Below are 22,705 nucleotides of genomic sequence, written 5' to 3'. Positions count from 1 at the left end.
CTTTTTTATAATTTATTTAAAAAACTATTTAAACATGTAATGCTCTATCATCTGTAGCAGCTAAAGCAGCTTCTTTTACAGCCTCTGCAAATGTTGGGTGTGCATGAGACATACGTGAAATATCTTCTGCAGATGCTCTAAATTCCATAGCAGTAACTGCTTCTGCAATTAAATCAGCACAACGTGCGCCAATCATATGTACACCTAAAACTTCGTCTGTCGTTTTATCTGCTAAGATTTTTACAAAACCATCAATATCTCCACTTGCTCTAGCACGACCTAAAGCTCTAAAAGGAAACTGACCAACTTTGTATGCAACGTTATCTGCTTTTAATTCTTCTTCTGTTTTACCAACAGCAGCAACTTCTGGCCATGTATAAACAACTCCAGGAATTAAATTATAATCAATATGAGGTTTTTGTCCGGCTAAAGTTTCAGCAACAAATGTTCCTTCTTCTTCTGCTTTATGAGCTAACATGGCTCCTTTAATAACATCACCAATAGCATAAATATTAGATGTAGAAGTTTGTAAATGATCATTGACATCTATTTGGCCTCTATCGTTCATTTTAACGCCAGCAGCTTCAAGATTTAAACCAGCTGTGTAAGGTTTACGACCAACTGAAACTAAACAATAGTCACCTTTAAATTCTACAACTTCACCTTTTTTGTTTTCAGCTTTAACAACAACCTCTTCACCATTACGCTCAACAGATTGTACTTTATGAGAAAGCATCATTTTACATTTTGCTTTCTTAAATACTTTATTTAATTCTTTAGACAAACCAGCATCCATAGTTGGTATAATTCTGTCCATATATTCAATAACAGTAACTTCTGCACCTAAACGACGGTACACTTGTCCTAACTCTAAACCGATAACTCCACCACCAATAATAATTAAGTGTTTTGGAATTTCTTTAAGTTTTAAGGCTTCTGTAGACGTAATAACACGTTCTTTATCTAAAGTGATAAATGGTAAGTTAGAAGGTTTAGATCCTGTTGCAATAATAATTTTCTTTGCTTCAATATCTTGGGCATCCTTCCCTTCTATCTTAATATGTGTAGCATCTATAAAAGATCCTAAACCTTCAAAAACATCAATGTTGTTTTTTTTCATTAAGAAATCAATTCCTCCTGTAGTTTGATCTACAACAGCTTGCTTACGACCAATCATTTTTTCTAAATTCACTTTGATCTCTCCAGGAATTTCAATTCCGTGATCTTCAAAATGTTTTGTTGCTTCTTCATAATGATGAGAAGAACTTAGTAAAGCTTTACTAGGAATACAACCTACGTTTAAGCAAGTTCCACCAAGTGTAGAATATTTTTCAATGATTGCAGTTTTCATGCCTAATTGTGCGCAACGTATTGCTGCTACATATCCACCAGGTCCAGAACCTATTATTGCTACATCGTATGATTTCATGAGATTTTTTTTTCGTTGATTAAAAACGCTAACAAAAATACAATTTAGATTAATATTTTACGAATTTTAAAACATTATTAAGTCAATCATTACTCACTTTTTTGATTTAAATCTTCTAAAACCCATTCTAATTCAGGATCGTTACCATTTATTCGGTCTTTATAAGTCGGTATAATTTCAATATCAGGCTTTACACCATAACCATCTGGTGTGCTTTTATATTGTGCACCAATATGTGCGAGTCCTATTCTAGCTACTACTTTGGTATTTGGCATTTCGTAGGTTTTATAAAAACCAGCGACTGTACCATTATAGGCTCCACCTGTTTCTTCTCCAATAAAAGTAGCACGGTGATTCCCTTGTAATTTTGTAGATAGTATTGAAGAGGCTGAAAATGAATTACCATTAATAAGAACATATATTTTACCTTTAAAGTTTAAAGGTTTAGGCTCTTGTTCTTTTGATGATTTAAATTTATAATATAGTTTTCCGTCGTGCTTACTTGTCTTTAAAATATCTATCGTTGCCACAACAGGTGAAAATAAACCTAATAATATTTTAATCCCCGTAGGTGTTGTATTAGCCATAGAACTTTTTAAAATTGGAAATCTTCTATTAATTTCACTGCGATCAATTAATGTAAAATCTTGATCTGTTAAATACGAGTATAAATAGGTGATTTCATTCAATCGTCCTCCAAAATTATTTCTTAAATCAATAATTAAAGCTTTTGATTTTAATGAATCTATTTTTTTAAAACTCTCGTCATAGAATTCTTCATAACTCCCTCTAGAAAAACCTCTGATTTTTAATAAGGCAACAGTACTATCTTTTCCTATAAAATTAAGATTTCTGGTGTATTCTTTTCTAATATAATCATAACCATAATTCCAATTATGTTTTCGCTTCGCTTTTGATTTCTTTCTTTTTGCTTTGCGTTCTGCCTTGGTTAATTTGGCAATTTCCTTGTTAACAGTATTTATGGAATCTTTTCTCAGAGAATCTTTTTTTATTGCGGCAGCAGTGGTATCTTTTTTTAAAACACGTCTGTACATTTTTACAAATGTTGAATCTGATGTTTTCAATTTTAAATTAATACTGTCAAAACGACCTTTATCTTTTACGTAATAATTCATAAAACGGAAACCAGCCACTCTTTTATGAAAAGTGGTATTATAACCGTCTGATGCAATTATTTTAGTGTATTTATTAATTAAATTTTCTGTCTTTTCTCCATCAACTTCAAGAACTTCTGCATGGGTTAAAAGTGAATCTTTTCCTCTAGCATTAACTATTAAAAGTTTATTATTTACATATTCGAAATCAAGATTGTTAATCTCAAATTTGGTTTTTAAGAGTGCTTTTCTTTCTTTTTTGTTGAATTTTAAACTTGGTGGAGATACTGACATATGGCCTTGCCCAATATACTTAGTTACAGCAGCTAATTGCTTGTAAAATGTACGACTATCCATAGGTTTAGTAATGGATTTTTTTAAGCTATCGAATTTAAAATCTAAAACTTCTTTTGAAGTAAACTGATATAAATGTGGGTGATTTTTTTGCAATTGTTTATAAACATCATCGATATCATCTTGTAAATCTTCAATAGAATGCAATTTTGTAATTTGCTTATTATGCTTTTCTACTGTAGCACATGATACTAATAAAAATGAAAGACCTAAAACAAATAGTAGACTTTTGTTTTTAATAAAGTTGTGTAATTTAAGGTGTGTGTAATTTTGCAATTTCATCCAAATATTAATTAAAGGTTTATATTAACAAAGACGTAAAAATATTAAGAATGGTTGCTTATGCGTTATAAAATATCTTTTATTTATTGAATTTCAGGACTTCAGAAATAGAATAAAAAACTATTATAAACATTAAAAATAAACTTATTCATTTCATTTTATGGCAAAAAAAACAGACTAAATTTAGGCGTTGTAATTAAACAAATATAAGAATGGACATACACTATCTTCTAAAGTATAATAGCAGTTCTAAATTGCGATTTAATTAATAGATCGATCTACAGTACTCAATTTTAAGTATTTCTTGTTGCTTTAAGATGTTTTTTCAATGTGTATCAACAGTATTAAGGTATATGGTTAATTTATAATGAAATCTCTGTGGTGTGTTTCACTTCATTGATCATAAACATACTGTGTGTGCTTCCTATATGATTAATTTTAGTCAATTTCTCGACCATAAAAATCCTAAAAGCTTTTATATCTTTTACTAAGACTTTTAATAAATAATCGTAATCGCCACTGATATGGTAACACTCTAAAACTTCGTTAAGTTCATTTACTTCCCGCTCAAAACGTATCACATAATCTTGTGTATGCTGTACTAATTTAACATGACAGAAAGCTACAAAATCCTTTTCTACTTTAGTCTTATCTACCAAAGCAACATAGTTTTTTATAATCCCACTTTTCTCGAGCTTTTTAATACGTTCATAAACCGCAGTAACAGATAAATTTAAATGGTACGCTAAGGCTTTGTTCGTTTGTTTACTATCGGTTTGAAGTAAGTGAAGGAGTTTTTTATCAATAGCATCAAATGTCATACTTATATTTTTTCGGAATAAACTTAATTATGATCAAAATTAAAGAATTAAAAACTATTTAATTAATAAATAATAGTTATATAATCTAAATATTATGCTTAGTGTTGATTATAAGTCTAAATCTGTCGAGATTTGAAAAACAAAAATCAATAGAACATTATGGCATTTAAACCTGCAAATAATATACAAGACTTACAATATTTTGGTGAATTCGGAGGTGTTAACCCTTCAATTTCAGACTCATCAACTTATACTTTTTTATCCGCAAAAACTATGTTCGATACTTTTGAGGGGAATGCCGAAGGCTGTTACCTGTATTCGCGTCATTCATCGCCTTCAAATTTATATTTAGGTGAAGCTTTAGCTGCTATGGAAGGTACAGAAACGGCAACAGTTACAGCATCTGGTATGGGAGCAATTACAGCTGTTTTACTTCAGCTTTGTAGTGCTGGCGAACATGTTGTTAGTAGTAGAACAATCTATGGCGGAACTTATGCCTTTTTAAAAAACTTTACACCGCGTTTAGGTATTAACACCACATTTGTAGATATCACGCAACTTGATGTTGTAGAAGCAGCTATTACTCCAAAAACTAAAGTTTTATACTGCGAATCTGTTAGTAACCCTCTATTAGAAGTTGCTGACATAAAAGGTTTAACGGAATTAGCAAAAAAATACGACCTTAAACTAGTGGTAGATAACACCTTTTCTCCATTATCTATTTCACCAATTATTTTAGGTGCCGATGTTGTAATTCATAGTTTAACTAAATTTATAAATGGATCTTCTGATACCGTTGGCGGTGTGGTTTGTGGGACTAATGAATTTATTAATGACCTACGAAATGTAAATAATGGTGCTGCCATGCTGTTGGGGTCTACAATGGATAGTTTACGTTCGGCTTCCGTATTAAAAAACTTAAGAACATTGCATATTAGAATGATGCAACACAGTTATAATGCCACGTATTTAGCTGAAAAGTTTGAAAACGACGGTTTAAAAACAGTGTATCCAGGGCTTGCCTCTCACCCATCACATGAGTTATTTAAATCTATGATGAATGACAAATATGGTTTTGGTGGAATGCTAACCATTGATGTAGGATCATTAGATAAAGCCAATGCGCTAATGGAATTGATGCAAGAAGATAATTTAGGCTATTTAGCGGTGAGTTTAGGCTTTTATAAAACCTTATTCAGTGCTCCAGGAAGCTCTACATCTTCAGAAATTCCTGAAGACGAACAAAAATCAATGGGATTAAGTGATGGCTTAATTCGTTTTTCAATTGGGTTAGATGCCGATATTGAACGTACATACATGATGATGAAAGCTTGTATGAAGAAATTAAATATTTTATAATTTTAATATTTTAGTGTTAATTATATTGAGGGTTAGGTTTTTCAGAAATGAAAACCTAACCTTTTTATGTTCAAAAGTTATCAAGCAATCATAATCAATTTGCAAATGAGTTAACAAAATCGTAACATTACGACACTAAACTCAACTAAAATGCCAGATAAGCCCGCTCAAATAGACTTAGAAGATCAAAACATAATAGATAATAAAGAACTAAATCTACTTGAAGCCCTTATCCCAGTGATTATTTTAATGGGGATGTTGGCTTATAATATCTTTTTTGTAGAAAGCCAAGAATGGTTTGGTGCTTATACCAATCAAATTATCTTATTATTAGGAGGTGCTGTTGCTGCAGGTGTTGGTTTCTTTAATAAAACAACATTAAAAACCATGCTTACAGAAGTATGGGAAAACCTTAAAACGGTTTTTGTTCCTGTACTTATTTTATTTTTAGTTGGTGCACTAGCAGGTACTTGGTTAGTTAGTGGGGTTATTCCTGCAATGGTTTATTACGGATTACAAGTTTTAAGTCCTGCAATATTTTTACCAGCCTCAGTGATTATTGCCGCTATTATTTCGATTGCAACTGGAAGTTCTTGGACAACTTCTGCTACCGTAGGTATTGCTTTAGTGGGGATCGGTACTGCCTTAGGAATTAATCCAGGTATGATAGCAGGTGCTGTTATTTCTGGTGCTTATTTTGGAGATAAAATGTCACCTTTAAGTGATACAACAAATTTGGCTCCGGCAATGGCAGGGACAGATTTATTTACACATATTAAATACATGGCCATTACCACAGTGCCAACACTTATTATCACTTTAATATTCTTTGGGATTTTAAGTGCAAATATTGATACCGCTGGTAATTCTGATACTGGTTTTATTTTAGATACTATAGATAATTATTTCAATATAACACCATGGTTATTTTTAGTTCCTGTAGCTGTTGTTGGTCTTATATTATTAAAAACTAAACCATTAGTAGCTTTGGTTTCAGGTGTTGTTTTAGCAATTGTGTTTGCTTTTATCTTTCAACCAAAACTTATAAACTCTATTACAGACTCTCCAGTTAATACAATAACGACCTCAGTATTAACGGATATAAATATTACGATTTCAGAAGACAAATATCTTACGGCTTTATCTAAAGCTGATATAGAGAGAATAAATAATGATGAGAATAGATTAGAAAACCTATTCTCTGATGACGATTTAAAAGGAATATATACTAAAGACGATTTAAAAAAGTTTTTCGCAGCAACATATACTCAACCTGAAATTATTAAAACTAAAGTTGATAATTTAGATAAATTAATCACCATTAAAAGACTTAAAAAATTATTTAGTTCTACAGGTATGAATGGTATGCTTTGGACAATCTATTTAATATTATGTGCCATGATTTTTGGAGGTATTATGGATGGCATTGGTGCACTTGCCAGAATTACTAAAGCCCTACTCTCTATTGCAACTTCTGTGTTTGGATTATTTGCAAGTACTGTTGCCAGTTGTTTAGGTTTAAATATTGTAGCTTCAGATCAATATTTAGCCATTGTAATTCCTGGGAAAATGTTTAAACAAGCTTTCCATGATAAAGGCTTAGCTCCAGAAAACTTAAGCCGTACCTTAGAAGATTCTGGGACAGTAACTTCAGTTCTTATTCCTTGGAACACTTGTGGTGCTTACCAAAGTGGTGTTTTAGGTGTTGGTGTTGGCGAATATTTTATCTACGCAATTTTCAATTGGTTAAGTCCAATTACAACCTTAATTTTTGCAGCTTTAAACTTAAAAATAAAGATGCTTAAGGATAAATAATTTTTATTTTTTAATCTAAAAACTTTTACCATAGCTAAAGTCTATTTACTTATAAAAAATTAGAATTTGATTAACGTTTAAATCTACTAATGAGAAGTATCTTTGCCATAGAAATCAATTAATAATCTTAAAAATTATAATAACATGGCATTAGTAGGAAAACAATTCCCTGATTTAGACGTAAACGCAATGAACGATATGGGCGACACTTTTAAAGTGAACGTTCTTGAAGAAGCGAAAAACAATAACAAAAAAGTAGTTTTATTTTGGTACCCAAAAGATTTTACTTTCGTATGTCCAACAGAATTACACGCTTTTCAAGCGGCTTTAGGTGAGTTTGAAAAAAGAAATACAGTTGTAATCGGTGCTTCTTGTGATACTGCTGAAGTACACTTTGCATGGTTAAGTACGTCTAAAGATAATGGTGGAATTGAAGGTGTAACTTACCCAATATTAGCAGATTCTAACCGTAATTTAGCTTCTGCATTAGGAATTTTAGATATTTTTAATGAGCAATTCGATGAAGAAACAGGACTTGTAACTGTTGAAGGTGATAACGTAACGTTTAGAGCAACTTACATCATTGATGAAGAAGGAACTATTCAACACGAAAGTGTTAACAACATGCCATTAGGTAGAAACGTAAATGAATATTTAAGAATTGTTGATGCTTTAACTCACGTTCAAAAAAACGGTGAAGTTTGTCCTGCAAACTGGGAAGAAGGAAAAGATGCAATGCAAGCTAACGCTAAAGGTACTGCAGCTTATTTAGCAACGCACTAAAATCTTAACGTCATTGCGAACAGAGTGAAGCAATCTCAAGAAACCGACAGATTACGGTGCTTTGATCGCAATGACTTATAAAATACAAAACTTATGATTCAAGAATTAGAACAAGACAATCTACAAGAGATTATTAATAGTAATGATACTGTTGTAGTTCAGTATTCAGCGACATGGTGTGGCAATTGTAGAATTATGAAGCCTAAATTCAAGAAATTAGCAACAGAAAACGAAGGTGTTTCTTTCGTTATTGCAGATGCTGAAAAATTTCCAGAATCTAGAAAATTAGCAACCGTAGATAATCTACCAACATTTGCTACTTTTAAAGGTGGAAAATTAGTGAAGCAAGTACAAACTAACAAGTTCGATGTTCTAAAAGAACTTGTAGGAGAAGCTATATAATACAAGTTGAAGACCTTTCCGCGAAAGCGAAACAAAAACCTATAATAATGAAATTACCAGTAATAAAACATTTAACTCAATTTATTGAAGATAACGACGAAGATTACGTTGTTGAAACTATTGAAACATTAGAAGCTTTAACCGAGGTTCCTTCTCTAAAAGATGAAGAATTAGATGTTATTGGTGAGCTTATTTCTAATATGTACGGCGCTATTGAAGTGACTAAAATGATAAAAGAAGGCACACCTAAGAAAGAAGCCGTAAATGGTTTTATGAAACGTGTTTTAGGGTCTATCGACAAATAAAAAAGAAAAAGAAAAATTACCAGAAAAAACCACTTTGCGAAAGCATAGTGGTTTTTTTGTTTATAGAAACTGATGTCTTAATTGAAGCGCTATTTGATGACCTCTATAAATAGCGCCTTCCATATAACCTCCATAACTTGGAGACGTTTCAGAACCTGCAACAATAAATTTACCATTCAAATACGCCTTTTGAAAAATAGGATGGCCATTATTGGCATGCGGCGTTAAATACGTGTCAGTTGCTGTAGTCGTTAGTCGCTCTTGACTCCAAACCTTGTCTTCGTAAGACAAGTAGTTTTCACCATCGTCTCCAAAAAACTTTAATAGCTGGGTTTTAACCAGTAATTCCCTTTGAGCTTTGGTTTGTGCAGCTAAGTTCCCATTCAAAAACCCCATGAGGGCAAACCTTTTATGTTCTATATCAGAATGATCGTAAATTTCTGTAAACGGACCAACATGACTAAAGCCAGTGCCAGATAAGTCTTTCGTTTTCCAGAAGGGTGTGTTATAAACGACTGCAAATTTTATAGAATCTTTCATCCAAGTATGGCAGTGGTTAGCTACTTCTACAAGAGCTTTATCTAATGCTACAGGAAAATCAATAGAATGCACTAAAAGCTGAGGCGGTATTGTAGATACCACACAATCGGCTATAAATGTCGATTGTGCCGTAATAACCTCAATACTGCTACCCTGCTCCTTAATGGTATTTACGGTGGCATTCAGTAGGAGTTCGTCTTCAGAAAAATGAGCCGCTAATTGCTCTAATAGCACTGCCGTACCTCCTGCAATTCTATAACTGATGTCCTGATTTTCAGGAAGCTTAAAACGTTGCACAGTAGCTGCTACTGTGGCCTCAAACAAAGCTTCTCCAGCCATAGCTTGTTCAAATAGAGTCAGCTTTAACTCCTGGCACAACGCCATTAAATCCTTGTTATACCTCCAAAGCCAAGTGGCTCCTAATTCCACAGAGGTGTCATGGGGCTTTTTTGTAAAAATACGGCCACCAATGCGATCATTTGCTTCTAATATTTTAATAGTAAAACCTGCTTTTTTAAGAAGATAACCTAAGTATAATCCCGAAAGCCCTGCTCCTATGATAACGATGCTTTTATTCATTATATCAAAGATAGATAAGTTAATGGCAATCCATCAATAATTTTTATGGATGAACGTCTAGTCGTATGCAACCTAAACCTTATATATCAAAAATGTCTGGTTGAGCGCAGTCGAAACCTCTATAACAGGTTGAACACAGTCGAAACATATATGTCAGGTTGAGCATTAGCGAGATCAAAATATATTTTGAGTGAAGATAGCTTACAACGTAAGTCGAAACCTCTTAATAACACAAAACACCATCAACAAAGAAATGACCTGCAATCAAACACCTAAGATAATTCATAGAAAACACTTACAAAGACTATAGTATTGAAGCTACTAAAACGACGTTGCATAAACAAGATGAGTTTTAGTTTTTATAGGGTTTCTATTTTTATGAATTAGCTATTACGGGTTACCGTAAATGATTTAGAATAGAAGGTATTAACTTAGCCATTGACGAAGCGCAACTGTACGTAACCTTGCGTATAGATTTTTTTAGAAATAGAATTAACTTTGGGACTCGTGACTTTAAATATTTAAAACACTTGTTATTACGTGATTAATTTGTGGGATATGAGTGATAGAAGTTATAATATAACACGTTGTATGCAATTAAAACAAAAAATAATAATATGAAAAAAACAATTACAATTATCACAATGATTTTACTCTCTATGGGAATTTCTGCTCAAGAGAAAGCCGTAACTATGAAAGGAGATACAATTATTGTTTATGAAAACGGAACTTGGGAAAAAATAAACAAGGTAGAAAAAGTAGTTGACATTGAAAGTACAGTTGAGGCAACTGTAGAAGTTGACGAATTTTCTAAATCAAAAAAAACCAGAACTGAAAGTTGGACAAAATTTGGAAAAAATAAACTTGGCAAAACAATTAACGGAAGTTTAATAAAAGTTGACGACATAACTGTATTTACAATCTCATATTATGGAGATTTAGGTTGTTTATCAAAATATGATTCTACAATGAAAGTAAAACTTACAAACGGAGAAATAATAGAATTTTCTCAAATAAGTGATACTGACTGTGGAGATTATCCGACAGCAAGTTTTATTCCCATAACAAAAGAACAAACTAAAGACCCGAATTTTAAAGATTTACTCGCAGATAATATAGAAATACTAAAACAGTTTGATTGGGAAACAATAAGAATACAAGGAACAAAATATTATACAGATATTATTCCTAATGTTTCTCGAAAAATGGAAAAGCCTGAACAATTTTTTAGACAACATTTAATTTCAGCGGATAAAAAATAACTGCATACAACACCGTATATTATTTATTGCTAGTTCTAGCCTACTTACGAAAATCCTCGCGGACTTCATTTTCTATTCAGTTTTTATTTACTAAATTAGGTGTTTAAACCACGCAACAAACCATATACAAACACGGTAACAATAATTCCAAATGAATCTCAATAACGACATATTTAAAGCAGATTGCATTCATTTGAAAAATGAAAATTACTTACACATTATTCAAATTGATGAAATCAATGTAAGAATAAAGAAATTTATTGACGACAACATTTCAAAAATTTGTAATGGAGATATTGATGAAAACATTTCAATTACAAAACAAGAAATAATAAACTTCCTAGAAACTAAAAAAAAAAGTAATACCGAAAAAGGAGCTATTGCAGAATTTTTTATCCATTTATATCTTAATCAAAAAGGATTTAATCAAGAATTTCTATATTTAAACTTAGAGGAAAAATCTATTAAGAAAGGTTTTGATGGCTACTATACTTTTAATAATAAAGAATGGGTTTATGAAAGTAAATCAAGTTCAATTTCTACAAAGAATACATCTCATAACGCAAATGTTAGTGAAGCCTATAACGATTTAAAAAATAAAATATCAGGAAACTCAACATCTAAAAACAATCCATGGAAAAATGCATGGCAACATGCAAGAATTGTAAATACGGAAAAAGATGTATTAAACAACATCAAGAAGCTATCTGATTCTTATGTTAAAGGTATCTATCACAAAATAGATGATTTTAATATAATACCTAGTTCAACTATATTTTTAGAAAATACATTTATAAAGAATGATTCAATTGAGTTGAAGAAAAAAATTGAGTCACTAATTACAAGGTATGCTTTCAAAAACATGAACATTATTTGCTTAAATAAAAAATCTGTCAATCTATTTTGGGAATATTTAAAAAAAAATAATTAATGTTAACAGAAGCTCAAAAAAAATTACTCCATGTTGGAAAAGACAAAAAATTTAATTCTGTCTTTAAAAAACTATGTATAAATGAGGATTTAAAGTTTGAAGATAAATCTTATATTTTATCTACTGGCATTTTATTTTTAAAGCATTTTCAAAAAGATAATAGACATACGACATATGCCGATTTAGCATATTTTATAATCTTGAAATACTCTTTAACATATAAGGACTTCTATCCATTATATGATTTTTCATTAAATTTTGGCTTCTACCCTATTTCAAATTCGTTAATAAAAGAAAACCTTATTGAAATAGAAAATATTCAAAATGCTATTTCAAATTCTAACATCATAAAGTTTAAGAATAAAAACAATTACATAGAAACTCTAGAGCAAAATCTTATAAGTAATAGCTTTTTAAATGATTCTATTAATGAAAAAGGGTACTTAGCTCCTACTTCTTTTGGTAAAAGTAGTTTAATCTTAGATTATATAGAAATAGAGAAAAGTAATGAGAAAATTGTAATTATTGTTCCTACCAAATCTTTGTTAATTCAAACTTATCAAATGATTAAAGAATCTAAAATTAAGAGGAAAATAATTATTCATGAAGAAATGTATAATGATGAGAAAAATTTCATAGCTATTTTCACCCAAGAAAGAGCTTTGAGATTATTAAGAAATAAACAAATTCATTATGATATCCTTATAATAGATGAAGCACATAATATCCTAAAAAATGACAATAGAAGTATTTTATTATCTCGTTTAATTTCTAAGAACAAAAACAGAAATCCAAATTGCAAGATAATATACCTTTCTCCATTAATAAATAATATTAATAACTTGAAAATTGAAAATTCTCAAAATTTATCTTCACATATTATACATTTCAATATTAAAGAGCCTGAAATATTTGAATTTACACTTAATAATGAAAAACGTTTATATAATAGATTTATCAATTCATTTTTCAAAATAGACACTTCAGAAAACATCTTAGACTATATAATATCAAATTCTAATCACAAAAATTTCATTTACAATTATCGCCCAATTAAAATTGAAGAAACTGCTAAGAGAATTTCGAGTAAATTAAAAGACATTGAAAACTCCCAGAATATAAATTCTGTTATTAGAATACTAGAAAAAGAAGTTCATCCTGATTTTTATGCAATTAATTATGTAAAAAAAGGACTTATATATTTACATGGTAATATACCAGAAATAATAAAAGAATACTTAGAACATAAATACAGAACTTTAGATGAGTTTAAATTTATTGTGGCTAACTCTGTAATTTTAGAAGGAATAAACATGCCTATTGATTCTTTATTTATTTTGAACACATATAATCTTCATGGTAAAGAATTAATAAATTTAATTGGTAGAGTAAACAGGTTAAATGAAGTTTTCACACAAAAAGGAAGTAATCTGGAAAAATTATTGCCTCATGTTCATTTTGTAAATAACAAAGAATATAATGGTGAAAAATCAGATATGTCAAATAAAATTCAAATTCTAAGAAGCAGAATATTTGAAGATAAAATTGACAATCCTACACTAGATTCATTTGATATAAATGACTTAAAAGGTAAAGAGGAAGAGTTAAAGAAAAAGAAAACAAAAATTGAAAAGATAATTGAAAATGAAAATTTCATTTCTAAAACTCATACTAATCAAATTGATTCTTTAAAACAGTATTTAATCGAATCAAATATCTCTGATATTTATAATAATATAGATAAAGCTGCTAATGAAATTCAGCAAATTCTAAACAGAATTGAAAAGAGTGAGGATTGGAATAATAATTCAGTTCTAGAAAAAATTAATTTATTGTTTCTATCTAATATAGAGAATATTAATGATTTTGAAATAAAAAGGCTGAACTCAATTGAAGCAAGGAATTATTATCAAAATTATATTTTGGTAAGTCAAAAAAAATCACTTCCAGAGAATGTTGAAGATTTAGTAAGCTACTTTAATTCTCGTATAGAATCAAATACTGCATTATTTTATATCGGGAGTGCATATGGTGAAATCACAAAGGAAACGAATAACTACAATAAATCAAAAAGACCAAATAAGGTATATATCAATTTAAGCGACAATAAATCAAAAACCGAATTAGTTAATTTAGCAATTGTAAAATTAAAAATGGAAGACAATTTTATTAGCTTTAAATTGAATAAGTTTATTGTAATGTTAATGGATTTTAAATTAATTACAACTAATGAATATAATGAATATATTTATGGTACAACAGATGAAAAAAGAATTGCATTAACAAAATACGGTATGAGTATTAATTTAATCACAAGAATAATAAAAGATGCACAACTAGAAAATATTTATTTTGACGAGTATAATAATTTAAAAGGTAATGACAAATTTAAACACTTTTTAACTACCATTGACGACTTCTATAAATTTGAAATTAATAGACATCTAAATTAACAAAAGCACAACACCGCATATAATCCATTCCTAACCCTAGCCTACTTCAAAAAAACCTAACAGATTTTCTATTCTAGTCATATGCGCTCTATTCTTTTCAAATATGATTCACTAAATTAGAGCTTTACAAAAGCAGCACGTTCTAAACCAACCCACACAAAAAAATGAATATCAAATTAATAACAATTCTTTTCTTTGTATTGCTAACATCTTGTAATTCAAATAAAATAACAAGCATAGATTTTCATTACACGGAACCAGGAATATCATCACCTTCCCAGACTTCTTGCAGTAGTAATCTATTTGTGGACTTGGAAAATATACGTTACAAAAAAATCACCAATGAAAACTTTTTAAATAAGTTTGAACAACAACTGAATGAATTAAAAAAATCAAACGAATTTTCTATTAACAGCAGAATATTCGCGCTGATAAATTATAAAGATAAAAACATAGATACGCTCTGTATTGGAGAATATAGAGGAATATGTTTGAATGGAAACATTTTATCCCATAATGACGATTTTCATAATCTCATAATGGATGAAATTGATTTTTATGACAAGAAATTATACCATGAATTACGTCGGAATTAAAACGTTCGCAATTATAGTAAACTAAATATAGCCTTTTGCCAACACCATATACAATCCAATCCTAGCTCTCGCTCACTTCCAAAAATCCACACAAATCCCCTATACCATTTTTATTTACTAAATTAGGTGCTTAAATACACAACACCCGAGCGTAGCGAACAGACGAAATAAACCACATACAACAAATTCACACACAAGCTGATGACAGAAATATTTACAACAAAAAAACTAGAAAAGTTAATAAAAAAAAGAATTGAAAATAAAACTCTGAATGTTGAAAATATTTTCGGTAAATGGAATGCTTCTGTATTATATATTGCAAGAAAAAAATGTTTAATTTTTGTTAATTCTAAAAGTTTCTATTCTGTTATAATTCCGAGATTTTCGACGACTGAACTAGATAAACTTCATTTATTCTTCCTTGAAAATTTTTACGCACAATTAGATTTTGAAAAAATTAAGACTGATGCAGAATTTCTTGTTGATAATGTTGGAGAGTTAAAATTCTACGCGACTGATAACGATAAAAAAATGACAGGAATCATCAACTATAATATTTCAAAGATAGACTACCTTAAATATGACTATGAGGCTATTAATTCTACTGTGATTAGAGAATTAACTGAGAAATTGAATTTGACACCTTTTAAACAGTTGAATTGGAATCTACCGAAACAAGTAATGAGTGAAATTATAGAAAAAGCTAGTGTGTAACACGGTATATAAATTAGGGCTAGTTCTGGCCTACTTACAAAAATCCTTGCGGATTTTCTATCTGTGATTTATTTACTGAAGAGTTAATTTAAGTCCTAGCCTAATTTCAAAGTGCTATTCAAATATTATTCACTAAATTAGAAGCTCAAACACGCAACCCATCCTAAACCAACCCACATGAAAAAAATAATCGCCATCATCATCCTAGCAGTCCTACTCGTTGCTTTCAAGGATCAAGAGCTAAAAGGCTACATCACCTTGTTTGAAGATGGAAGCAGCGCCAAATATTACAAATACGGGGACAGCCATTATTTCGAATCGTTTGCCAACAACAAAGAAACAATTGGAGACAAGGAATACTATGTACGATACAGAAAATACGGTTGGGGAACTGTAGATACCACCTACTACAGAAAAGGCTCGGAAAACTACTACCATATAAATAAAAAGACCTTGGAAGAATCAATTATACTCCCTGTCAACCCTAAAGTGGGCGATCAGTGGCTAGAACATGATAACAGCTGGAGCTACGAAGTGATTGCCGACCAACAAAAGTTTAAAACACCAGCCAATAAATACAAAAACTGTATTAAAGTGCGCTGCAAACAACTCACCAACAAGGATAAAAGAAAAAATAAAGAATACCTACTCTACTATTCACCAGAATATGGATTTGTGGGTAATGTAGACAGCAAAGGCAAAATTTTAAGCTATCTGAGCGACGTAAAACTGAACGCCAAAGAAGGAGAGGTAATTGGAGATTTCAAATAGACCTTATAAACGCAAACAAAAAATAGGCAAAGTATGGTATAGCTTATATCTTATTTAATTAGCGGAATATGGGTGATGTGCAACACTGAAAAAATATGGAAAATTAAACAACAGTATATGAAAAAAATGACTAAAATTCTGTTTTTAATAACAGTAATTGGAATTACAAGTTGTAGTCCAAAAATCTCTTCAAACTTTATTAACCCACAACCAAAATTATCTATTGATGAAAAAGTGGCACTTTTGGATATAGAACACAATTTACCCAAAAATAATATTATTAAAGTTGGAGAATTAAGATTTCAAGATTCTGGATTTTCTACAGATTGTAGTTTTAACAGTTTAATGACTCAAGCAAGAAATGAAGCAAGAAAAAATGGAGCTAATATTGTGAAAGTTGTAGACAAAAAGAAACCCGATTTATGGAGTACTTGTTACCGATTAAAAATTGATCTTTATAAATACGATAAAGATGTTTCATCATTACCACAATACCAACTAAAACTGGACTAAACCATAAAAACAAATCAATGAAAACTATTTTTAAATCTATCCTATTTTTTTCTGTTCTATTACTTTCAAGTTGCGCAACAATTATTTCAGGTTCACGACAAAATGTTGAGATTACTTCAGAACCAAGTTCTGCGAAAGTTTACATAAACGAAATTGAAATAGGACAAACACCAGTTCAAAAAAATCTCAGAAGAAACCAAGAGTATCAATTAACTCTAAAACTCGATGGATACAAAACATACGAAACCAAATTAGAGAAAAAATTTAATGCTTGGTACATTGGAAATGTATTAATTGGTGGAATAATCGGACTTGTAATCGACCCAATTACTGGTGCAATGCACAAACTGAAACCCGAAGAAATTGATGGAAATTTAAAAAGTGGAACGACTTATGAAACGAAAAGTGGAAACATTTTTATAAAGATAAGTATGGAAATTGACAAGAATTCAGAAAAAGTTGGACAATTAGAAAAATCGAAATAAAGCCTGCATAGAACACCACGCATAATTAATTGCTTTAGAAAAAGCAGATTACACCTTATAGAACAAAATTAAACATAGAAATATATTAAATAGGCTATTTGAGAAATGAGCCTAATTGTTATCAGAATTTTAAACATGAAAAGTACAAAGCATTACAAAACGAATTGTAAATAATTATGAGAAGAATAATAACAATCATTCTACTAGTGTTTACGGTCATTTTAAATGCGCAAGACAATTCCGAAAAAGCAAAAGAATGGCTTAATACCCTAAATTCAGACAAAATAATTACCGAATATTATAACAACTACAAGAATAAGATTCTTAAAGGAACACATCTAGTTTTCGATGATTATGATTTAGACATAACAGATACGACCACCTTAAAAGCCTATAAAGAAGCGCTTAACAAAAATTTTAAGTTCTATATTCAAGAAGCCAAAGACAGAACCTTACTAATATATTCCAACTACGACATGGAGCGATTAGATAAATTTATCAACCTCGCAAAATCAGAACCAGATTTCAACAAAGTACTAGTGGAAACCAACTTTGCCAAAATTTTAGAAACCATTATCGAAGAACATAGCGAATACATCGTACACGATATACCTTTTATTGTAAGAAACATAAAAGCGCTGTCTCAACCTTTAAGGTTAAGGCTAATTATTGATAACGATACAATAGCCAACATCAGTAAAACGGACTTGAATTTAGTATTAGTGACAACCAACCAAAACTATAAACAAATACAAATTCTAAACAGAGAAACCTCAGTTATTGAGGTCCCAAAGGACCTTAAATACGAAGAAATGGAATATGTAATTTTAACCTATAACAATGAACAATATCCTTTTTTCGAAAATCACTATGAGAATTTACCGAAAGAATTAAGAGCCGTTATGAACGAAGAAGTAAAAGAATTACACAATCCTCTGGCTAAATCTTGTTTCGAGAACTTATTGTATTGGGAAATTAGGATTGACAATGACCCAAATACCAATCTAGACTACGAGTTAATAAAAAGACCAGGTGATAATAATAAAGGTTTAATAAGTTTTAAAACACGCAGCACATCCTTTGGAAGAATAAACTAACAACATACAAAGTATATAATTTAGGAAAAATACTAGCCTACTCACAACGTCTTTAATCTTAGTAGCCGTTATGGCACTTTTTACAGCATGCTATGATGATGATATTGAAAGTAGCGATATGGATACTACAAGAGGAACAGACACCTATACCTGTATTTTGGTAGTGGACCAAACAGGGCAAGGTGCAGATATAATTAATCATAATGGTGACGAAATATTTAGTTAGGACTTTGATGCCGCAATAGGAAATGATGCCAGTCTACTAGATGACGGTAGTATGGTTTAGACTCTCTGGAGGGTATTATATCCGGCATATTTCCATAATACTTCACCGCTATCGGAAACTTCCTAAACGGTGCCGTCTCTACCTTCTGCAATAAGCGTATATCACTTACCAGAAGTTGTTCCCATACCGGGAATATTATATTTCCATTAGATAAGTAATCTACATCATGATGGGCTGTTTGCGTGGTGGTGCTATAAGCTACCTCCCAATCTGTTGTTTGGTCGGCATTTATTTTTTGAAATACACCACCATACCCTTCAAAGGTAATGGCAGCATCGTAGACTTTTAGACATACCAACATACCTGTAGATGACGGGGTGCTGGTAATGTAAATTCCGAACAACGCACTCAACACTTTCCATATATAAAAAAACAATTTTCATTTTTTTTGTAACAATTTTTTGTTTCCAATACTTACCTAACGAATTAAAAAAAAACAAAATAATGAAACATCTTAAATCAATTATCGCAATATTAGTATTTACATTAACTTTTAGTTTTTCTCAAGCTCAAAATAAAGTAAATTTGGAAAATTCTGTGTTGTGGAAAATAGAACATTCAGAACTGAAAGAACCTTCTTATGTTTTAGGAACTTTACATGTGATGTGTAAAGACGACTTTGAAATTTCTAAAAAAATAACTCAAACTCTTCAGAATGTTGATGCATTAGTTTTAGAAATAAATTTATCTGATCCAAAAGAGATAAAAGCAATGCAAGAATTAATGAAAAATCCAAAGAAAATATCTCAGGAGCTATCTGAACAACAATTCGAAGAACTAGATACGCTTGTAACGAATGTAATGGGTGTACCTTTATCAAATTTTGACTCATATGGGCTATCTATTCTAAATACCATAATGATTCAAAAAATGCTACCCTGTAAAGAAATAAAATCTTTAGAAATGGAGCTTATGACATTAGCGACAGAAAAGCAAAAGTCAATTTATAGTTTAGAAAAGGTTGCAGAACAGATGGAAATAATGAGAACGGCTTATCCGACAGACTTTGCGTTAAAACAAATACTGTTATTTGAATCTTATAAAAAAGATTTTGGTGAAGCCATAATCGCCTATAATAATGAAGATATTACAACTGCAGTAGATTTAGTTTCTAAAGATATTTATATGGACGAGAATGCCACAACTATTATGCAAATAAACCGAAATAAGAATTGGGTAGAAAAAATGCCAGAAATGATGACCGAAAGAAGTAATTTATTTGCTGTTGGAGCCGCTCATTTAACCCACGATTATGGCATAATTCATCTTTTAAGACAAAAAGGGTATACTGTGACACCAGTATTTAATTAGACGGAAATTTATGCAATTAACGGAACAAGAATTTTTAGCTGCAATCAATACTCATAAAGGGATTCTTTATAAAGTATCTAGAATGTACTTTGATAATACTGAAGACCAGCAAGATTTATTTCAAGAAATCATTCTGCAATTATGGAAATCGCTAAGGACATTTAAAGGGAATAGTGCCTTTTCTTCTTGGATGTACAGAGTGGCATTAAACACGGCAATTGTATACTTTAAAAAAGAAAAAAGAAAACCAGACAACTATAATTCTAAAAAAATTGATCCTATTGCACATGAAGATTATAATAATGAAAAAGACCAACAGTTAGCAAGTTTTTATAAAGCAGTAAAGGAATTAAATAAAATTGAAAAAGCATTAATTATTCAATTTATAGATGGTTTATCAGGTAAAGAAATAGCAGATAACCTAGGGCTCTCAGAAGTTAATGTTAGAGTAAAATTAAATCGAACAAAAAGTAAGTTACAAGACATAATAAAAAATCAAGGATATGAATTTTGAAAATATTAAACAAAAAATGAATTCCGAAAGTATGGATGACAGTAAAATTCCAGTAAGTATGAAAGATATAGAAACTAGCAAGATGCCTATCCAAAAAGTAAGGAAGAGTATGAAAAGTGAAATTATCACACAACTCGTTTTAATTGTAATCTTTTTTGCCGTCCCAAGTTTTCTGGAAATGCATCGATTACCAAAAACTGTTTACTACATATTTATGTTCATAACCAGTCTTATTACTTTGGGGTATTTAGCAAAAATGAGTTGGTTTTTAACCAAATATATCAGTTTAAACAATAATAGTAAAGAAACTGTAGTAGCCTTTATTTATGACCTCAAATTAACACTAGAAGTATATAAGACCGCAATAATTTCAGGGAGCCTGTTACTTCCACTAGCTATGGCGAGCATATTTCTTGGTTCGGTAAAAATTGATGAGAAAGTATATAATGATTTAATTCTATTAAATATGTCAATTACAACACTTCTTCTTTATATTTTTGGATATATAGTAATAGCTATACTTATATATTTAATGACAGTATCTTGGTCAAATAAATTGTATGGTGTGCATATTAAAAACCTTGAAAAAATCTTGAAAGAATTTGATGTTGAATAATAAAACACCACCTACAACGAAGTACTGTGGTAAAAAACACGGTATATAAAAAATAGCAGTTAAGAGCTAAACCAAAAGTTTTGTTCTTAACTGCTACTTGTATTAAATCCGAAAAGCTACTGCATTTTAACTTGCTACTTCTCATATACGGAGACGTTAAACACCCCTACTCTATAAAATAAAAGGCCTAAAAAAGCCTTTGGTTATTTGTAAAAAAGGCATCTATTGTTTTAGAGCTTTAACTAACTGCTCTTTTAGAGGGTAATATGGCTTAAAAAGTGTTGTTTGCCTTTGGGTATTGAGGGGTAATTGCTATTATTGTTGTTGTATAACACGTTAGCACACATATGAAAAAACAAACTTTAGTCATTCTATTTTTTATCTGCTTCTCGACTTTTGGTTGGTCGCAGAATTACAAAAAAGCAGACTCTTTAGTTTTGACTTATCCTTCAAGATTCAGTTCTGCGACTAAACTTGCAAAAAGAATTTCTTCAGATTTTTCAACTGATTTTGATAAGGTTCGAGCAATTTATACGTGGATAGCGAATAATGTCGCTTATGACCCAGCTGAATATGGTAAATACAGTTTCTCATATTCCACCAAATCGGAATTTGAGAAAAAGGAAATCAAATTTGAACAAAAATTATCTTCAAGAGTTACTTCAAAAACTAAAGCAGTTTGTGAGGGTTATTCAGTCTTATTCAAAGTCTTGTGTGAAAATCTGAATATCGAATCAAAAATAGTCAAAGGCAGTTCTAAAACAGTCATTAACGATATTGGAAAAAGATACTATTCAGACCACGCTTGGAATATTGTAGAAATTGAAAACCAGAAATATTTAGTTGATGTTACTTGGGGAGCAGGAACTTATAGAAATGGTTTCGAGAAAAATATAAATTATTTTTTCTTTTTAACCGACCCGAATCAGTTCATAAAAAAACATTATCCAGACGAATATGAAAATTCACTTTTAACAGAAAAAATTAAAAAAGAAGATTTTCTAAATGGACCTCTGATTTACAACAATGATATTGAAGTAAGTAAACCAATTAGCGGAATAATAAAAAAAGAAGAAGTAAGTAATGCTAAATTTAGTTTCAAAACTGATATGGAAATAAATACTTTAACTTACTATATTGGAAAAGAAAATCACCGAGTAGATGTTTTTAAGAAAAATGGGAATTGGGAATTTGAGATAGACCTTTCGGAGTTAAATAGACAAAAGTCTTTGATTTTTTATTTTGACTATAAGCCAATAATCGGATTTAAAATAAAATAAATACGTGTGCTAACAATGTGTATAATTCATTGCTAGTTATAGCCTACTTACGAAAGTCCTCGCGGACTTTCTATCTGTGATTTATTTGCTAA

General features: G+C 30.5%; 23 protein-coding genes. 19 read left to right on the top strand and 4 right to left on the bottom strand.

What is annotated here, in order from left to right; translation table 11 throughout:
- Positions 1-28: 28 nt before the first annotated feature.
- From lpdA to H0I32_RS17905, 3 genes are all read right to left on the bottom strand, one after another.
- A complete protein-coding gene (gene lpdA / locus H0I32_RS17915; RefSeq protein WP_179313148.1) occupies positions 29-1,429 on the bottom strand; it encodes a dihydrolipoyl dehydrogenase in 1,401 nt (466 codons plus the stop codon).
- 89 nt (positions 1,430-1,518) lie between these two features.
- Positions 1,519-3,180, bottom strand: a complete 1,662-nt coding sequence (locus H0I32_RS17910; protein ID WP_179313149.1) for a S41 family peptidase — start codon at positions 3,178-3,180, stop codon at positions 1,519-1,521.
- Positions 3,181-3,542: 362 nt separating this feature from the next.
- The gene (locus H0I32_RS17905; protein WP_173589505.1) at positions 3,543-4,001 is read right to left on the bottom strand and encodes an Lrp/AsnC family transcriptional regulator; all 459 of its coding nucleotides are present in this window, start codon (positions 3,999-4,001) and stop codon (positions 3,543-3,545) included.
- 159 nt (positions 4,002-4,160) lie between these two features.
- Between H0I32_RS17905 and H0I32_RS17900 the strand changes: the two genes are divergently transcribed.
- From H0I32_RS17900 to H0I32_RS17880, 5 genes are all read left to right on the top strand, one after another.
- Positions 4,161-5,360 (top strand): aminotransferase class I/II-fold pyridoxal phosphate-dependent enzyme, encoded by a 1,200-nt coding sequence (locus tag H0I32_RS17900; protein ID WP_173589506.1) that lies wholly within the window; start codon positions 4,161-4,163, stop codon positions 5,358-5,360.
- A 150-nt stretch (positions 5,361-5,510) separates the two neighbouring features.
- The gene (locus tag H0I32_RS17895; RefSeq protein WP_179313150.1) at positions 5,511-7,175 is read left to right on the top strand and encodes a Na+/H+ antiporter NhaC family protein; all 1,665 of its coding nucleotides are present in this window, start codon (positions 5,511-5,513) and stop codon (positions 7,173-7,175) included.
- A gap of 144 nt (positions 7,176-7,319) precedes the next feature.
- Positions 7,320-7,958, top strand: coding sequence for a peroxiredoxin (locus H0I32_RS17890; protein WP_173589508.1), 639 nt, complete (start codon positions 7,320-7,322; stop codon positions 7,956-7,958).
- 93 nt (positions 7,959-8,051) lie between these two features.
- Complete coding sequence (locus tag H0I32_RS17885) at positions 8,052-8,360, top strand: thioredoxin family protein (RefSeq protein WP_179313151.1); 309 nt, start codon at positions 8,052-8,054, stop codon at positions 8,358-8,360.
- 47 nt (positions 8,361-8,407) lie between these two features.
- Positions 8,408-8,665 carry a DUF6952 family protein gene (locus tag H0I32_RS17880; RefSeq protein ID WP_179313152.1) on the top strand — a complete coding sequence of 86 codons (258 nt, stop codon included), beginning with the start codon at positions 8,408-8,410 and terminating at the stop codon, positions 8,663-8,665.
- A gap of 60 nt (positions 8,666-8,725) precedes the next feature.
- On the opposite strand, the gene H0I32_RS17875 is transcribed toward H0I32_RS17880, so the two are convergent.
- On the bottom strand, positions 8,726-9,784 hold the full coding sequence (locus H0I32_RS17875) for a flavin monoamine oxidase family protein (RefSeq protein ID WP_179313153.1): 1,059 nt from the start codon (positions 9,782-9,784) through the stop codon (positions 8,726-8,728).
- A gap of 617 nt (positions 9,785-10,401) precedes the next feature.
- On the opposite strand from H0I32_RS17875, the gene H0I32_RS17870 reads away from it, so the two are divergent.
- From H0I32_RS17870 to H0I32_RS17805, 14 genes are all read left to right on the top strand, one after another.
- Positions 10,402-11,046 carry a hypothetical protein gene (locus H0I32_RS17870; protein WP_179313154.1) on the top strand — a complete coding sequence of 215 codons (645 nt, stop codon included), beginning with the start codon at positions 10,402-10,404 and terminating at the stop codon, positions 11,044-11,046.
- Positions 11,047-11,197: 151 nt separating this feature from the next.
- Positions 11,198-11,977, top strand: a complete 780-nt coding sequence (locus H0I32_RS17865; protein WP_179313155.1) for a hypothetical protein — start codon at positions 11,198-11,200, stop codon at positions 11,975-11,977.
- Complete coding sequence (locus tag H0I32_RS17860) at positions 11,977-14,430, top strand: DEAD/DEAH box helicase (RefSeq protein WP_179313156.1); 2,454 nt, start codon at positions 11,977-11,979, stop codon at positions 14,428-14,430. Before H0I32_RS17865 ends, H0I32_RS17860 begins: the two co-directional genes overlap by 1 nt.
- A gap of 311 nt (positions 14,431-14,741) precedes the next feature.
- Complete coding sequence (locus H0I32_RS17855) at positions 14,742-15,026, top strand: hypothetical protein (RefSeq protein WP_179313157.1); 285 nt, start codon at positions 14,742-14,744, stop codon at positions 15,024-15,026.
- Between the two features lie 201 nt (positions 15,027-15,227).
- A complete protein-coding gene (locus H0I32_RS17850; protein WP_179313158.1) occupies positions 15,228-15,740 on the top strand; it encodes a DUF6933 domain-containing protein in 513 nt (170 codons plus the stop codon).
- Between the two features lie 177 nt (positions 15,741-15,917).
- Complete coding sequence (locus tag H0I32_RS17845) at positions 15,918-16,511, top strand: hypothetical protein (protein ID WP_179313159.1); 594 nt, start codon at positions 15,918-15,920, stop codon at positions 16,509-16,511.
- Between the two features lie 117 nt (positions 16,512-16,628).
- The gene (locus tag H0I32_RS17840) at positions 16,629-17,024 is read left to right on the top strand and encodes a hypothetical protein (protein WP_179313160.1); all 396 of its coding nucleotides are present in this window, start codon (positions 16,629-16,631) and stop codon (positions 17,022-17,024) included.
- 17 nt (positions 17,025-17,041) lie between these two features.
- Positions 17,042-17,509, top strand: coding sequence for a PEGA domain-containing protein (locus H0I32_RS17835; protein WP_179313161.1), 468 nt, complete (start codon positions 17,042-17,044; stop codon positions 17,507-17,509).
- Between the two features lie 176 nt (positions 17,510-17,685).
- The gene (locus tag H0I32_RS17830; RefSeq protein WP_179313162.1) at positions 17,686-18,606 is read left to right on the top strand and encodes a hypothetical protein; all 921 of its coding nucleotides are present in this window, start codon (positions 17,686-17,688) and stop codon (positions 18,604-18,606) included.
- 70 nt (positions 18,607-18,676) lie between these two features.
- Positions 18,677-18,832, top strand: coding sequence for a hypothetical protein (locus H0I32_RS17825; protein WP_179313163.1), 156 nt, complete (start codon positions 18,677-18,679; stop codon positions 18,830-18,832).
- Positions 18,833-19,336: 504 nt separating this feature from the next.
- Positions 19,337-20,203 carry a TraB/GumN family protein gene (locus tag H0I32_RS17820; RefSeq protein ID WP_179313164.1) on the top strand — a complete coding sequence of 289 codons (867 nt, stop codon included), beginning with the start codon at positions 19,337-19,339 and terminating at the stop codon, positions 20,201-20,203.
- 10 nt (positions 20,204-20,213) lie between these two features.
- Positions 20,214-20,717 (top strand): RNA polymerase sigma factor, encoded by a 504-nt coding sequence (locus H0I32_RS17815; RefSeq protein WP_179313165.1) that lies wholly within the window; start codon positions 20,214-20,216, stop codon positions 20,715-20,717.
- Positions 20,707-21,333, top strand: a complete 627-nt coding sequence (locus H0I32_RS17810) for a hypothetical protein (RefSeq protein ID WP_179313166.1) — start codon at positions 20,707-20,709, stop codon at positions 21,331-21,333. The genes H0I32_RS17815 and H0I32_RS17810 overlap by 11 nt, the downstream gene beginning before the upstream one ends.
- A gap of 347 nt (positions 21,334-21,680) precedes the next feature.
- Positions 21,681-22,613 (top strand): transglutaminase domain-containing protein, encoded by a 933-nt coding sequence (locus H0I32_RS17805; protein ID WP_179313167.1) that lies wholly within the window; start codon positions 21,681-21,683, stop codon positions 22,611-22,613.
- Positions 22,614-22,705: the final 92 nt, after the last annotated feature.

Source organism: Winogradskyella sp. HaHa_3_26, assembly GCF_019278425.1.
GTDB classification, from domain to species: Bacteria; Bacteroidota; Bacteroidia; order Flavobacteriales; family Flavobacteriaceae; genus Winogradskyella; species Winogradskyella undariae.
Note: the sequence above shows the minus strand (reverse complement) of the source record. Positions and strands in the feature narration are given on the sequence as shown.